Annotated in this window: 11 protein-coding genes; 6 read left to right on the forward strand and 5 right to left on the reverse strand. The window is 40.0% G+C overall.

The features are described 5' to 3' along the window. Window positions 1-87: 87 nt before the first annotated feature. Window positions 88-492: an amino acid-binding protein gene (locus BPR_RS11410; protein WP_026662377.1), complete on the reverse strand. Its 405-nt coding sequence runs from the start codon at window positions 490-492 to the stop codon at window positions 88-90. 320 nt (window positions 493-812) lie between these two features. Here BPR_RS11410 and BPR_RS11415 point away from each other — a divergent pair, with 320 nt between their 5' ends. Beyond that, entirely contained in the window at window positions 813-2,540 is a 1,728-nt protein-coding gene (locus BPR_RS11415; protein WP_013281643.1) for a glycoside hydrolase family 43 protein, read from the forward strand. A gap of 141 nt (window positions 2,541-2,681) precedes the next feature. Beyond that, entirely contained in the window at window positions 2,682-4,724 is a 2,043-nt protein-coding gene (locus BPR_RS11420; protein ID WP_013281644.1) for a HelD family protein, read from the forward strand. A gap of 94 nt (window positions 4,725-4,818) precedes the next feature. Here BPR_RS11420 and BPR_RS11425 read toward each other — a convergent pair whose 3' ends face one another. The 4 genes from BPR_RS11425 to BPR_RS11440 all read right to left on the reverse strand — a co-directional run bounded on the left by BPR_RS11425 (window position 4,819) and on the right by BPR_RS11440 (window position 10,825). Continuing rightward, the gene (locus tag BPR_RS11425) at window positions 4,819-6,357 is read right to left on the reverse strand and encodes an ATP-binding protein (RefSeq protein WP_013281645.1); all 1,539 of its coding nucleotides are present in this window, start codon (window positions 6,355-6,357) and stop codon (window positions 4,819-4,821) included. 61 nt (window positions 6,358-6,418) lie between these two features. Continuing rightward, window positions 6,419-7,966, reverse strand: a complete 1,548-nt coding sequence (locus BPR_RS11430) for a vWA domain-containing protein (protein ID WP_013281646.1) — start codon at window positions 7,964-7,966, stop codon at window positions 6,419-6,421. Window positions 7,967-8,156: 190 nt separating this feature from the next. After that, window positions 8,157-9,815: an alpha-amylase family protein gene (locus BPR_RS11435; RefSeq protein ID WP_013281647.1), complete on the reverse strand. Its 1,659-nt coding sequence runs from the start codon at window positions 9,813-9,815 to the stop codon at window positions 8,157-8,159. 29 nt (window positions 9,816-9,844) lie between these two features. Continuing rightward, window positions 9,845-10,825 (reverse strand): nucleoside/nucleotide kinase family protein, encoded by a 981-nt coding sequence (locus tag BPR_RS11440; RefSeq protein WP_013281648.1) that lies wholly within the window; start codon window positions 10,823-10,825, stop codon window positions 9,845-9,847. Between the two features lie 168 nt (window positions 10,826-10,993). Between BPR_RS11440 and BPR_RS11445 the strand changes: the two genes are divergently transcribed. From BPR_RS11445 to BPR_RS11460, 4 genes are all read left to right on the forward strand, one after another. Then, on the forward strand, window positions 10,994-12,010 hold the full coding sequence (locus tag BPR_RS11445) for a LacI family DNA-binding transcriptional regulator (protein ID WP_013281649.1): 1,017 nt from the start codon (window positions 10,994-10,996) through the stop codon (window positions 12,008-12,010). 409 nt (window positions 12,011-12,419) lie between these two features. Then, entirely contained in the window at window positions 12,420-13,748 is a 1,329-nt protein-coding gene (locus BPR_RS11450; RefSeq protein WP_013281650.1) for an ABC transporter substrate-binding protein, read from the forward strand. A 134-nt stretch (window positions 13,749-13,882) separates the two neighbouring features. Beyond that, window positions 13,883-14,932, forward strand: a complete 1,050-nt coding sequence (locus BPR_RS11455; protein ID WP_013281651.1) for a carbohydrate ABC transporter permease — start codon at window positions 13,883-13,885, stop codon at window positions 14,930-14,932. Next, window positions 14,932-15,801, forward strand: a complete 870-nt coding sequence (locus tag BPR_RS11460) for a carbohydrate ABC transporter permease (RefSeq protein WP_013281652.1) — start codon at window positions 14,932-14,934, stop codon at window positions 15,799-15,801. The genes BPR_RS11455 and BPR_RS11460 overlap by 1 nt, the downstream gene beginning before the upstream one ends. Window positions 15,802-16,191 lie beyond the last annotated feature (390 nt).

The following is a 16,191-nucleotide window of genomic DNA, read 5'->3' on the forward strand; positions in this document are numbered from 1 at the left end:
CATATTTTTTGATAAATATTATGATAACATAATTATAGGCAATTACATCATGGCAGAATTAACCAGTTTTCTTGATTTATTTTAATCTCAGTCGCACTGATATCCCTTATTCATCAGGATGTTCTCTACAGCATTTACATCTTCCGTATGCATTACCATGATCGGGTTACCGGTCTCTCTGTTAAATGAGAGATATGTATAATTGACGTTGATATGACTATCCTTGAGAGTCTTGAGAATATTATCAAGTGCTCCTACTTCATCCTTACACTCTACAGCAAGTACAGAAGATGTCTTACACATGTATCCTGCTGCCTGCAAAACTTCCATACACTTCGCAGCGTCGGAAACCACCATTCTGATGATGCCATATTCAGCCGAATCATTAGTTACAGAGCCAAGAATGTTGATATCATTCTCCCTCAGAAGACCTGTGATAGTCTGAAGACATCCTTTCTTATTTTCAGCATAAATTGAAACCTGCTTAAGCATTATATTTCCTCCAAACCAGTTGTTTTTTCTTATTCTCTCATACATTATCCACATTTAAAAGTGCTATATTACTCTATCACTTAAAAGCGTTAAAGCATGCCGTTATTGTCTACTATATCACATTTCTTACATTTGTAAAGAATACGCGTAGTATAAATACTTCCCAAACGCTCCGGTCAAGCCCGGTGCATAATTTCGCAAAAATAAGTAGAACAATAGCAACAATCAGCAATATCTGGTATGACGATTTTTATATAATGATATAGGTGTCAAAAACTACAACTCATTTTTACAGAGAATAAAATCCAAAGAGGTTCACAATGAATAAAGATAATATAAATCCTATAACCAGGCTGGACTACCCAGACCCTGACATTATCAGAGTAGATAATACTTATTATATGGTCAGCACTACCATGTACTTCATGCCTGGCTGCGAAATTCTCCGCTCCTACGATCTTGTACACTGGGAACACGCTTCCTATGTCTATGACAGGCTTGACAGCACTCCTGCTCAGCAGCTTGAGGGAAAAGAAAACATCTATGGCCAGGGTATGTGGGCAGCAAGTCTCCGTTACCACCAGGGCATTTTTTACATATGTTTTGTTTGTAACGACACCCATAAAACCTACATTTACCAGTCCAAAAGCATAAACGGTCCGTGGGAAAAATATAATCTCAAAGGTTTTTATCACGACAACTCTATTCTTTTTGATGATGATGGAAAAATCTATATTGTATCCGGCAACAAGGAAATCTATTTGCAGGAGCTGGAACTAGTAGAGAAAGACTCAGTAAAATATCATGATGGCATATCCACCTTTCTTTCTGACGATAACGCTGCCTCTCCTTCAGGAAAGATCATAATCAAAGACTCTGATGATGTATATCTTGGCTATGAAGGAACACATTTTTATAAGATCAACGGCAAATACTATCTCTTTTTCATACACATGCCAAAGTCCACAGGAAAGCGTACAGAAGCTGTATTTGTGTCTGATAAGCCGCAAGGGCCATACATAGGCAAAGATGTAATGTATGATGACAGAGGTTACAGGGGGTCAGGTGTAGCCCAAGGCGGCATTGTCGATACTCCAAGCGGAAAATGGTACAGCATATTGTTCCAGGATAGCGGCGCTGTCGGAAGAATCCCGGTTCTTATGCCTGTTCACTTTGAGTACACTGTTCTGGGCGAGGCGGGTCTTTCAGATGGCAGTGATCATCCAGGAGAAAAAGTTCTTTTCCCTGTGTTTGGTGACAGGGGGATCATTCCCGATGAATTCGATATTGAAGATTTAAATCCCGGCTATGAATACACTCCTCTTGTGTCAAGTGACGATTTTAAACTTAATGGGGCTTCACTTTCATCAGACTATAATTCTTTACCATATTTACAAGCAAGTTTTGGTTTCAAGGCCTGTTGGCAGTTTAACCATGAACCTGACTTATCTCTTATAAAAAGAGATTATGATAAAGGAACAGTTACAATTACCACCGGCAAGCTTTCTTCAAACCTTGTCCAGGCCAGAAACACTCTTACTCAGAGAACTCTTTTCCCTGAATGTAAGTGCAGCGTCATACTTGACGGATCTGCTCTTAATGATGGTGACTATGCAGGGCTGTGCGTACTTGAAAGTAACTACAGGTTTATCGGAATAACAAGACAGGACTCTTCTTATTACCTGGTCCTCGGCAAAAGAGATATCACATCCGGAGGATTCTGGGGTGAGCGCCATGACGATGAACCATTTGAGGAACTTGAGAAAATAAAGATTGATTCGCCTATCGTATCTCTGAGCTCATATATCTGTTATGACAATAATACCTGCTATCCGGCATTTAAGCCTTCCTGGGTAGCCGGCGATGTTGCTGATGACCATGTGGTCTTTGGTTACAAAACAGCAGACAGTTCCATGACTTCACAGCTTGGCGCCTCTTACAGCCTGCAGTTCAAGCTTGATCACTTTACAGGCACAAGATTTGGTCTTTTTGTTTATAGCACAGCAAAAGCCGGCGGTAGTGCTACCTTTTCCAACTGGTTGTACTAATTATTGATACTTTTTTTACGATCAATTCCATAATTTACCAATAAGAAATAACTAAAAACCTATCCAAAGATTATATGTTATACTGTATAGACAAACCAAAGCATTTTTACACGTAACATTCATTTTATAAAGGTAATTATTATGGAAAAAGAGATATTTGATCAGGAACAAAATCATTTGAGCAAAACCTATGGCAAGCTTCTGGAAATGAAGAAAGACCTGGAAAGTCAGATTTCAGATCTTGATGCCAAGGCCCTGGATGATAAAAATGATATTCGAGACAATATCCGCTTCGACTATGCAGATATTGAAACGACCATGGAAACTCTCGCAGAGATAGAAGTTTGGAACAGATATATTGATACATATAATGTTGAGAGCAGTTCACTTGGTAAGAGACTAAAGACTGTCAACAAGCTTCTCGAATCGCCTTACTTTGCCAAGATCAGTTTGCAATTTGACCCATCTGAAGAGCCCGAAAGCTATTATATAGGAAGGGCTCCTATTTCCGAGAATGGTTATGACCAGATGGTTGTTGACTGGAGATCTCCAATTGCTGAAGTGTACTACAATCAGGAAAGCGGCCACACCAGCTACACAGTTGAGGACAGAGTTATTCCTGTAGATCTTAAATTAAGACGTCAGTTTGATATCAATAAAGACAAGCTGATTTCTTATTTTGATACACAAATTGCTATTGAAGACCCAATGCTCCTGCAGTCCCTGTCTCAAATGCGCTCAGACAAGATGCAGGCAATCACTGCAACCATTCAGAAGGAGCAGAACACAGTTATCCGCTATCCTGATGTACCCGTACTTCTTGTAAACGGAATCGCAGGAAGTGGTAAAACCTCTGTACTTCTTCAGCGAATTGCATATCTCTTTTACCAGAAAAGAAAGACTCTGCGTCCGGATCAGGTGTGTCTCATGACACTTAATCCGGTATTTCGTGACTATATAGACAATGTCCTTCCTGACCTCGGGGAAACAAATCCACTGACCATTACCTGGAACGAATTTCTCGATATGGTCCATGTTCCATTCACGGAAAATGGTTCAGATCACACACTGTCAGAGAGTCTTCTTAAGATTCACGAGTGTTTACCAACACTCACTCCTGAAGCAGATGATTTCTTCGATATCAGGCAAAAAGAGACCATTGTCATGAACAAAAACGAAGTTCTCTCTGTCGTTAAGATGTTCAAACAGTTTCCTATGGGAGTACGTCTCATCCAGACAGTTGCAGATGAACTTGAGCATAGAGCCAAGAATGCTCTTCACAATCTTGATAAAGAAACAGAGGAAGAGTCAGAAGGATCACCAAAATCTGATTCTGCCGAGAATAACAGAATTGAAAATGATTACGGCGGAGCACTTCGCAGCATCAGACACTGCGGTTTTGTGAATGTCATGCACATAGCCAAAAGAATTCTTGGTACTGATCACATTACTGCTGCTGAATGGCTCTACACCAAGATGGAGCTTACAGGCCTGTGCGACCGCAACATGAAGTACATGATGATTGATGAAGTTCAGGATTATACCAAGGCTCAGCTCATGGTATTTAGAAAATTCTTCCCCAATGCCAAATTTATGCTCCTTGGTGATGAGAATCAGGCCATCAGGGAAGGCACTATTTCTTTTTCTGAGATAAAAGAGCTTGCCGAAGCCGATGATAAAAAATTTGTCGAATTGCCACTAATGACAAGTTACAGAAGTTCACCGGAGATTACAGAGATGTTCGCTTCTCTTCTGCCTTCAGAGAAAAAAATGCTGGTTTCCTCAGTGCAAAGGCCGGGAGAAAAAGTAGCTATGTTCTCTTTGGATTCAGATGATGAGTATTACACAAAACTCACATCTCTCATTTCAGAATATAGTGAAAAATCAGGACTTACTGCCGTTATATTCAGAAACCAGTTTAGTCTTGATAAAGCAATAGCCAAACTTGGAGATAAAGCCCCTGTTGTAATAGAAGAAAACGATTCTCTTCCATCTTCCGGAGCTTTTCTCATTGAGCTTTCTCTTGCTAAGGGACTTGAATTTGACAATGTCATCATTGCCGATGCAGACAACGACAGCTATCCGGCAGACGAGCTTGGAAAGCACTGCCTCTACACCGCAATGTCACGTGCAACACAGCACTTGTCAATTCTTGCAAAGGGTAAACTCTCAGATTGTATTTAAACTATAAAGAAACAAGCTGTTGCCCCTCTAAATGTTACAAATAAGGGGTAACAGCTTTTATATTTCTGACTCATTCATAAAAAGCAAAAGTTAATCACAAGATCAGCTTCTCAGCCAGTTCTTTAAGTTCCTGCTTCCTGTCATTTAAAAGAAGCATTTTGTTATATTTATAATAGGCTTCATTTCCGGTTTCTCTCACAAACTTAAGACTGTGATATGCTTTGGACAGCTCTGTCAAGAATATGACCATTTCCTGGCTGCCCGAAAGGGCCTCACTATCGCCAAATGTTTCCTCCAAAAATTCAAAGCTGTTTGTAAGATGAGAATCGGTAATCTTTATTTTTTCCTGCCTGTCCGCTTCTCTTTGATTAAACCAGGCTTTCGCTATAGCTATGGCTTTCTCATCATCTGCTATTATCGCAGCACCAGAGCTCTGCCTTAGTATTTCATCCCGGCACTCATTTAAAAGAGCTATGACCAGTCTCTTTATCTTCTCATCTTCTCTGCTGATCAGGCCTGCATCCACGTTATCTGCAAGTTCCTTTTCAAGCTCAGATACTTTTTGTGCAAGATAATCTTTTCCCTCATCAGAAAGAGTTCCCTTCCCGGCATACTCTTTGATAATTTCAAACAGCTCCTTCTGTATCGCCTGCTGCCTTGCGTATTCCTTGAACTCCTCCATAAGTTTATCTGTAAGAAGTCCTATAATACTGAGTTTTTCATCAAAAGAGCCCTCTCTGATAGCCTTTTTATCCTCAGGAAATCTTCCTTCCAAAATATCAGGAATCTTATAAAGCTCATTGTATCTGCGATATAGCTCATAATAGGTAGCAAAATCTCTGGAAATATCCTTGTTCTGAAGGTATGAAGAAGTAAGGTCCTCATCCACTTCTATTCCAAGTTTCTCATGAACCTTAATTACTCTTGATAAATCTTCCCAGCCTCTGGCAGTAACAAAACTTCTGCCATCAGCATTTGTCTGGATCTTATAGAAATTATCTTTCTTAATTTCGAGATATGCCAAAATAGAGCCATGTACACCGGCCTTGTAAGCATAGGTCTTCCAGGCCTCAAAGTCCTCTTCGATATTGATCTGTCTCACTCTGTCAAGAGTAACAATATCAAAGTCCCTGACTGACTTATTGTACTGTGGAGGGTTACCAGCTGTAACAATAATGAATCCTTCCGGAAGTTTATGGCTTCCAAAAGTCTTATACTGCAAAAACTGTAGCATTGTAGGCGCCAAAGTTTCCGATACACAGTTTATTTCATCAAGGAAAAGAATTCCCTCATGAATTCCGGATTTTTCAATCTGTTCATATACAGCGCCTATTATTTCGCTCATGGTATATTCGGTAACAGAATACTTTTTACCGTCAAATTCTCTTTCCGAGATCATCGGAAGTCCGATCGCACTCTGCCTGGTATGATGCGTGATAGTGTACGAAACCAAATTAATGCCCAGTTCATGTGCTATCTGCTCCATTACAGCAGTTTTTCCAATTCCGGGAGGCCCCATCAGCAGGATCGGTCGCTGTCTCTCAATCGGTATCTCGTACTGCCCGGCCTCGTCCTTTTCAAGATAAGCTCTTATCGCATTTTTGACTTCTTCTTTTGCCCTGTCAATATTCATGTCTAATCCTCAATCTATATGCTCTTACATTTTTTAACTTAACTGTTCAATATTCACCATTTCAAATGTACAATTTCATGGCCCAATCAGGAACTTTTACATCATCATAATCCTCCTCACTAGCAAAAACAAAGGCGGTGTCATAAGTGGTCGGTTTATCAGGATACTCTCCAAAACCATCCGTAAAATAAATAAGTCCCTTAAGATTTTCGAACTTACCCTGATTTTTAAGTTCTTCCACATACTCAAAAACAGGTCTAAAGTCCGTTCCATACCCTCCCTCAACATGAATTTCGGAAGAATATTTATTCATTTCATCACTATTTTCTATAAAATCTGTTCTCTGCACCTGATTGTCACACTGGATCACACAGATTTTTATTTTTTGAAAAAAGCTCTCTCTGTCCAAAAGAATCGCTGCCGTTTCATTAAGAAAACGCTGAACCAAAGAGTCTTTGCAGGAAGCTGAAGTATCTATCGCTATTACAAGTTCCTGAATCTTTTTGACTTCACGGAATTCATTTTCTTCTATAAGCGGCATGTTTCCGTAGGTATCAAGGCCGAAGGCATACATTCCGTAGTCGAAACTGTCAAGATCAACTCCGCCTTCTTCTCTAAGTACCTTGAACTGATTTAAGAACTCGCGGTAATCCGTCCTTGTTGTATTCTGAATTTTTAAAAGCCATGTCAGTTTGCCAAGCCTGTCACTGTGCTCTTTTCCGATAGTTTCAATTTCAGTTTGTATCCGCTTTCCTTCCTTATCCCAGTTCTTCCGGGCATCTTTTATCTTCTGAAGACGACGGGGCGATATATATTTGGTTTTCTTTCTGCCATTATCGTCATTTTTATTATCATCATTACTATCAAATTTATGACTGTCATCATCTTCGTTATTACTATTTCCGTTAGGCTGCTTAGGATCATCCTTAGGATTTGTCTTATCTTTCCCTGCAGGATTCTGATAATCATCATCAAGTGGTGGCATTTCTTTGGGATTTTTATTGTCCTCGTCATCTTTTTTATCAGAGGTATCATCGCTTGGCTCATCAATCAGCCTCGACCAAAAGCCGTGATCATCAAGCGCAAACTCCCTCTCTAATTTCTCAATCTCGAAGATGTCCAGTTTATGCTCATCAGAAAAATATCTGTAGAGTTTTTCCACAGTAAGAACCTTAACTTCTTTATCTAATAAGTCATACCACCTGTCGCGATAATCAGATGAAACTCTGTAGATGCACTGATAGTCCATTCCATCAAGGATTGACTCAACAACTATATCAGCACAGATATCAAAAAGTCTTTCATCCTGATACTCTGCCGAGGTATACATATGCATAAATATGCAATGAAGAAGCATATGAAGATAAGTTCTGTTAAGTTTCCCCGGTTCTTCCACAAAAAGTCTCAGAACATGGGACGGATTAAACCTGATGTTTACTGCATCTGTGCCAACAGTCGTGGTACTAAGGTCCATCTCATATCCAAGCGAATTAAGCGCTGAACCAAAGAAACGCATATCTATATAGAGTTCAGTTCTGGAAGCATTCAGAACCTGCTTTCCCGCTTCGTCAAGCTGCTGCCTCCTACTCAAATTATCATTGCTTATCATACGTAGCTCCAACCATTCTTGTTATTACCACATATTGAAGTATAGCACCTTTACACTAAAAGAAGCCATATATTTCTGTCATGGCAGCACCCAGTTCCAGTGCATAACACCGGATGTTGCCTTAAGAAATATATGGCTTCTATTATTTTTCTTTGACTATTCAGCTGGTAAATTCCGCATCCAGGCTGAATTATTTAATACTGTATGAATAATCTGCAAAATCAGCATCAAGTGAAATACTATGTTCACCGTTTGTCCAGGTAAATGTCATAACACTTCCATTTGTCTTGATATCAAGATTTGAATCAAATCCAAATGCAGGATTTGTGTTACGAAGTCTAAGAAGTTCAAGCTGTTTCTGAACTACCTCTTTACCCATTGCTGCTTCGATCTGTTCAAGAGATAGATTAGTTCTGTTAATCTCCTTATGACCGCCGGCACCTGCACGCTTAACAGCCTCATGGTCGTTCTTGCCTGCAAAAAGATCAAGATACCAAACCTGTGGTTTACCTGGCATGAACATCTGAATAGCTCTGGCAAAGAGCATCTTCTTATCATCATCGCCAAGCGCACTGTAATAGGTTGCATTCACCTGATAGTACATGTTCTTGGCACCGTGAAGATCCTTGACATATCCGCCTCTTCCAACGATTGTCTGGATCATTTCTTCAATCTCTTCATCTGCCAGGATTCCCTTCAGATCAAGAAGCGGAATACCATCATGACATCCAAGCATATTTACAACACGGATTTTCTTATCCTGGATCTCTTTTGCCCACTTAGCAAGCACTTCTCCGTTCTTATGCTCAATAGCATAGATCAGAAGTCCCGGAAGGAAGAAATCATATGTCATATAGCCCTTATTAGCTACAGTCTCATATATCTTCTCCTTGTAGCTTGCATGAATCTCAGGTAAAAGAGATACATTAAACTCATCAGCCAGTTTCTGAACCTTTTCAAGTACATCCCAGGTATCAGGTTCATTAAGGAAATTCTTCTTGCCTGGTTCCTTAGGTGCATAAGCAAAGGCATCAAGCCTGACAATCCTTGCTCCGTATCCTGAAAGAGCCTTAAGTGTATTTCTATAGTGCTCCCAAACCAGGTCAGACTTAATGTTAAGATCCATCTGTCCAAGATAGCGTCTGCCTGATTCCAAAAGATCAACAACCGCATCTTTATATTCTTCATAACCGGTAAAATCAATTTCTGCCGGCTTCTTACCCTCATCAAGTCCCTCGCAGACTCTTGCAGAAAGTCTCTGAGCCGCCAGATACTGTATGTCAATCTTGTCCATAAGATCCTGAGCATCCGGTCTCTTGTACTGAACTTCCTGATAAAATGTGTTCCAATAAGGCACATCCTTGCCATCAGGCATCCTTACCATCAAAATTGGAAGCCCGGGTTTTCTAAAGAACATGTCCTTGATATATTTCTCATCAGGCTGAATATAGCCCTCAGCTGTCATCTCTCCGCAACCTTCCCAGAATTTGTTCCAGTTGATAAAGAAATCAGCATACTTGGATTTCTCACCGTTTTTAACAAGATCCTGAAACTGTGGAGAAAGAACTGACGCATGATTTAGGATAAAATCAAGCTTTAAATTGATTCCAAGCTTATCAAGAGCCTCTAAATCCTTTGCATCAGCAAGTTCTCTGTTAATGCCATAGTCAATAACTGAAAAGCCTCTGTCCAGATCAGTGTTGAAAATGCTCGGAAGGATGTAAAAAGACTGAAATACATCCTCAAATTCTTTCTTTTCAAGAACTGAAACAATATCAGAGAGCTTACCGCCCATGCTATCAGGGTAGGCATTAAGCATTGGTCCGTTATCTACAAAATTCTTACTCATCTATTCTCCTCATAAAACAACAATAATTATCAGATTCCCATAAGCTTCTTGAACTCATCATAGCTTATGATCTCGCCAGCTTTAGTGATGATGATCTTGGCCTTGTGTGCCTGTGCTACAAGCTTATTCTGCTCAAGTTCGAGAACCATCATAGTAAATGGGCTGTCAAGCTTACCATCTCTGTTTCTTGATCTTCTGTGTTCAAGTGTTTCCTGAGGTGTGCTGTTAAGAAGAACAGGAATATCAACCTGTGTCATATAATCTGAATTGCCATGTGTCCACTCAACGATCAGAACCTGCTTACTGCTCATATCTACTTCATCATACCAAAGAGAAGCTTCATCCCTTCCCATTCTCTTAAGGAAAAGTTTGTCTGCTCCGTCCTTGAACGCTCTCATGATCTGATCTACTTCTTCAAAATCTGTCTCATTAGGAGTACCAAGATAGTTGTTAAGACCTCTTGCTCCGCCTTCAAGATATGATCTGAACCATGTGTCATTTTCTTCGTGTGCTTTATTTGCATCATCCTCTGCGAGCTGCCATTTCTTGAGAACTTCCATATTCTCAGGAGACATGACACCTTCGTCAACCATTGCTCTGATACCGCTTTCTCTAAATACATGAAGTCTTTCAGCATCATTGTACATAGGGATTCGATGTGGATAATTATCACCTGACATTGTGTAGCTGCCTATTCCAGCCTGTTCAAGTAAATATGACAGACATGACGCAATTTCTGATTTACCTACACCAGATCCGCCGCATACAGCTACAACTGCACGTCCGTATTTGTTACCACTCATTGTATTCTTTAATTCTTCTACAAGTTTCGGAAAAATAGTCTTAGCCTTAGCTACATGACTCTCTCCAATCTCAATTTTGTCCCCAGGCATATCACCATGTGGGATATCAGCCGGGATCTCAATATCAGCAACCTTTGAAGGTGCAACATCCAGCTTGGTAATAACAGTATCTGCTGTTTCAGATATTCTGTTGTAATTTGTATTCATAATTCTCCTCTTTCTGATTATCAGTAAAAAATGTTTGTGACACCAAAGACAGTTTTGTATAATTATGCATAGAATAAATCCCGTCTTTTTGACAACTTATGTTCCGCCATGTTATTTTGAACACAAGATACAATAACTTTTTTTCTTTGTAAAGACCAAAATAAAATTATGATAACGATTAAAGAGATTGCAAAGCAACTAAATATGAGCACTACAACGGTTTCAAATGTTATTCATGGAAAAACCAGCGAAGTGTCTGACGATACCAAAAAGAAGGTTCAGGATTTTCTTGATAAAGTTGATTATGTGCCGAATATAAATGCACGTAACCTGGCCCAAAACGAATCAAAGATCATAGGACTGGCCCTCAAGGCAAGAGCTGATAAGTATGAAAACCTGATAATGGATCCATTCGTTTCCGAGCTGATCGGTGGTGTGGAAGAAACTATCAGAAATGCCGGCTATTTCATGATGCTGTATATTTCAAGCGATACTACAGAAATCATGCGCCATGTATCAACCTGGAATGTGGACGGTCTCATACTATTTGGTATGATTGGAGATGATGGCATACGTGTCAGTGAGAAGTACAAAAAGCCCATTGTGTGCATTGATACTTACAGTATTGAGGGGCTCAAACATTTCACCAACGTTGGTCTTGATGATGAGCAGGGAACATACGATATTACCAATTACCTGATAACACAGGGGCATAGGAAAATCGCTTTTCTGTCAGATAACATGACAGGTGTCGATCTTGCAAGACTTACAGGCTACAAAAAAGCTCTTAAGGATGCCGGGATCAAATATAAGTCAGATAATTTCCTCAAAATCCGTCCTCGTTCAAGCGAAATCGAAGAAAGCTTAGATGAGATATGCAAGCGTTCGAAAGATTTTACTGCTATTGTCTGCGTTTCAGATCTTTACGCGGTAACATTGATGGCAGCACTTGAGGACAGGGGCATTTCTGTACCAAATGACATTTCAATTGTCGGTTTCGATGACAACATGCTTGGCAAATATCACAGGCCGGCACTCACTACAGTCCATCAGGATATTAAGGCAAAAGGTGTAACTGCTGCTGACACTCTTCTCAAACAGCTTTCAGGGCACAAGACGCCAAATCAGATTCAACTGCCAACCAAGTTAGTTATCAGAGACACAGTCAAAAACATTCAAAAATAATCATAAACGATCATTCAAAGCAGATAGGCACTGCATTTGTGCTTATCTGCTTTTTTCTTTACCCACAAATAAATCCTTGCAATTATGTTAACTTAGATACTCTTAAGCAATCTATTATATACAAATTGTACAAAACCAACTTTTGCGCATAAGTTACACAAATTCACTTTATGTCGTTAATTAGTTTATTATTATTTTATAATTTTATAAAAAAATAATAATGTGCTTATCCCAGTATTTATCCGCTATTCAGGCATTTTTAATTTACGCAGTCTGCGTATTTTCTCGCTACCTACTTGTTTTTTGTGCAAATATGTGATATTTTGATTTTAGCGTACAACTTATGCGCAAAAGGAACCGCCAAAAAGTAAACATGTTATGGCAAAATGCACAAAAGGAGGATTACAAAATGAAAAAGAAACTCATGTCAGTTCTTTTAGCCGGTGCTATGGCAGCATCACTTGTTGCCTGCGGCTCAACTACAACTGACACAACAACAACATCTGACAACACTCAGACTCAGACAGAAACAACAACTGAGACTCCTGCAGCTGAGACTACAGATTCTGCTTCAACTGTAGCTCCTGTTCGTCTTCTCAATGGTAAGCCAGAGATCAACGATCAGATGCAGGCACTTGCAGCTAAGTACCAGGAAGAGACAGGTAACGTTCTTACAGTAGAGACTATCGGTGGTGATACAAACGCATCTGACGAGCTTAAGAAAATGTATCAGGCTGATAACATGCCAGACATCTTCGTTATCGAAGCTAACCAGGCAGCTACTTGGGACGGCATGCTTGCTGATCTTTCAGGTGAGGAATGGACAAACAAGACAGGATTCGAACTTGTAGATCCTAGCATGGGAACAATCGGATTCCCTTACACAGTAGAAGCTACAGCACTTGGTTACAATGCTGATCTTCTTGCTAAGGCTGGTGTAGATCCTGCTTCTCTTACAAGCCCAGATGCTTGGAAGGCTGCATGTGAGACACTTGATTCCAAGAAAGATGAACTTGGAATTACAGCTGTATTCGGATGGTGCGCTGAGCCTACAAACCTTGGCTGGTCATCAGGTACACACGTATTTGGTCAGTACCTTGACGCAGGTCTTAAGGCTGACGACACAACATACATCGATCTTCTTAACGATGGTGGTAAGATTGACGAAGCAAGAATGAAGAACTTTGCTGAGTTTATCGGAATGATGAACCAGTATTCAGATCCTGCTCTTCTTATCGATGGCACATACGACAATCAGGTAGCCGGATTCAAGGAAGGCAAGTATGTATTTATCACACAGGGTAACTGGTGTGTAACTTCTCCAGAAGATGTATCTTTCGAGTGCGGATTTGCTCCATATGCATTTGAAGATGGCATCAACACAATCATTGCAGGACCACCTTCATACTGGGTTGCTTATTCAGCAGGTAATGTTGATGGTGCAAAAGCATTCTTCAACTGGTGTGCAGGCGATTCAGCTCAGAACATTCTTGTAAACGATGCTGGTCTTGTATCTCCATTTGATGATTGCCAGTACGAAGCTGTTAACCCATTCTACAAGAGCATGAACAGCTACATCACAGCTGGTAACTACTCAGGATGGCACACAATGCTCAAGAAGGACGGACTTCAGAACTCAACTTGTAACGTATTTGCTGATTATGCAAAGGGCAAGCTTGATGCTGACGGATTCGTTTCTACTATGGCTCAGGTAATCGCTGATTACTACGCTCAGTAATTTAAATATGATTTTAGGGGGCGGGGCATACGTGTCCTGCCCCATTATGTTACTGTTCAGTTCCTGACCGGTAACCCGATGACAAGGCAATAATACTATTTCTAATTTCCACACCCACGAAAGGGGGATTACACATGAGTACATTTTCTATAGGGAGAAAGGCTGCTTCATTTATCAGCCTTATAGCAGGAATTGTGCTTGCGATAGCCGGTTTGGGATTGTCCATTGCTAAAACTGGTAATGCGCTAAGGGGAGCAATGCTGATAGTTGGCATAGTTTTATTCTTTATTGGATTATATCTTTTCCCAACACTTAAGCATCATCGTTCTATTATTAATTTCATTTTCCTGTTTCCACTTCTGTTTGCTTTTATGGTAACTGTTATCATTCCTCTTATTCTTGGTATCGGATATTCCTTTACCGACTGGGATGGTATCAGAATGAAAGGTATCGTTGGTATTTCCAACTATACCAGAATGTTTAAACAGCCCGCATTCTTGTGGTCAATTCTTTTAACATTTTTATTTGTTGTGTTCAATATGATCCTTGTTAACCTTGTTGCCTTTTTACTTGCACTTCTATGCACTTCAAAGATCAAGGGTCTTGGATTTTTCAGAGCTGCTTATTTCCTTCCAAACCTTATCGGAGGAATTGTTCTTGGTTATATCTGGCAGTTCATTTTCAGTAATGTAGTAACTAAGTTCACTGGAACTTACTCCATGCTTTCGGACACTAATACGGCTTTCCTTGCCATAATTATCGTATATATCTGGCAGTACGCAGGTTATATCATGCTCATCTACATCACAGGACTTAACACTATTCCGGGCGATGTTCTTGAGGCGTCTGCCATCGACGGTGCTAACAAAACTCAGACTCTCTTTAACATCAAGCTTCCTATGATAGCACCTACTATTACAATTTGTACTTTCCTCACACTTACATCTGCTTTCAAACAGTTCGATGTAAACCTTGCATTAACAAATGGTAAGGGCTCTGTACAGTTCCTTGGCTCATATATAGCAAACGGAACCGAGATGCTCGCCCTTAACATTTACACAACTGCAGTTATCAACAATGATTACGCACTTGGTCAGGCCAAGGCTGTTCTCTTCTTTGTTATCCTCGCTGTAGTCTCAATTTTACAGGTACGTATTTCTAATAAGAAGGAGGTTGAATTATAATGCATACCAAGGAAAAAACTTCCAGCGTAGTGATCAGATTCATTATAGCTATCGTAATTGCAATATATGTATTATTTCCATTTTTCCTGCTTCTTATTAACTCAGGAAAAGCAACATCAGATATTACTGCTAATCCTGTAAGTTTTGCCGGAGCAAGCTTCGGTCAGTTTGCCGAAAACATTCAGGCAGTAGTAAATGATCCTAACTTCATGTTCTTTACATCATTTGGTTCATCTGCACTTATTACTGTTCTGTCTCTTGTTCTGCTCTCACTTTTTGGAGCTATGGCAGCATGGGTTATTTGTCGTAACAAGACAATTTGGTCAACAGTTATCTACTTTACCTTCATCGCATCCATGATAATACCTTTCCAGGTAGTAATGCTTCCACTCATTTCTACTTTCCGTGATGTTGGTAAGTTTATTGGTATTCCAATGCTTCAGTCAGTTCCAGGTATTGTGTTCGCCTACCTGGGATTTGGCGGGGCAATGACAGTATTTATCTTAAACGGATTTATTAAGGGAGTTCCTTATGACCTTGAAGAGGCAGCATCAATCGATGGATGCTCACCTGAGCAGACTTTCTTCCAGATCATCTTCCCTCTTCTTACTCCAGTAATTACCACTGTTACTATTCTTAACGGTATGTGGATCTGGAACGACTACCTTCTTCCATCCATGATGCTTGGACAGAACGGTAAAGTAATGACTATTCCTATCGCAATTCAGAAATTCGTAGGATCTTACGTTAAGAGCTGGGATAGAATTCTTCCCGCAGCACTTCTTGCTATCATTCCTATGATCATCATATTCCTGATTGCACAGAAGCAGATCATGGAAGGTATGATCGAAGGCGCAGTCAAGGGATGATGAGTATGCATAAATGCTTGTTTTCGTCTGCGTCGTAATTCATTAGAACTCATCAAAAAGAACCATCTGACTTTCAGCGTTGTTCAAAGCAGTCAGATGGTTCTTTTTTCTTCATTCTATGAATTATCTTCCTCGTCCGAGAACTGCGCATTTATGCATAGCTCTTCTAGTCTTTTATTCTAGCAATATACTTCATTGTCTGAGATCTGCACATTTATGTGCATAGCTCTACTGGTCTTTTATTCTTGCAATATACTTCATTGTCTGAGATCTGCACATTTATGTGTATAGTTCTTCTGGTCTTTTATTCTTGCAATATACTTCATTGTCTGAGATCTGCACATTTATGTGTATAGTTCTTCTGGTCTTTATTTCCTATTGAATAAAAGC

The sequence above is a fragment of the Butyrivibrio proteoclasticus B316 genome (assembly GCF_000145035.1).
Taxonomy (GTDB): Bacteria; Bacillota; Clostridia; order Lachnospirales; family Lachnospiraceae; genus Butyrivibrio; species Butyrivibrio proteoclasticus.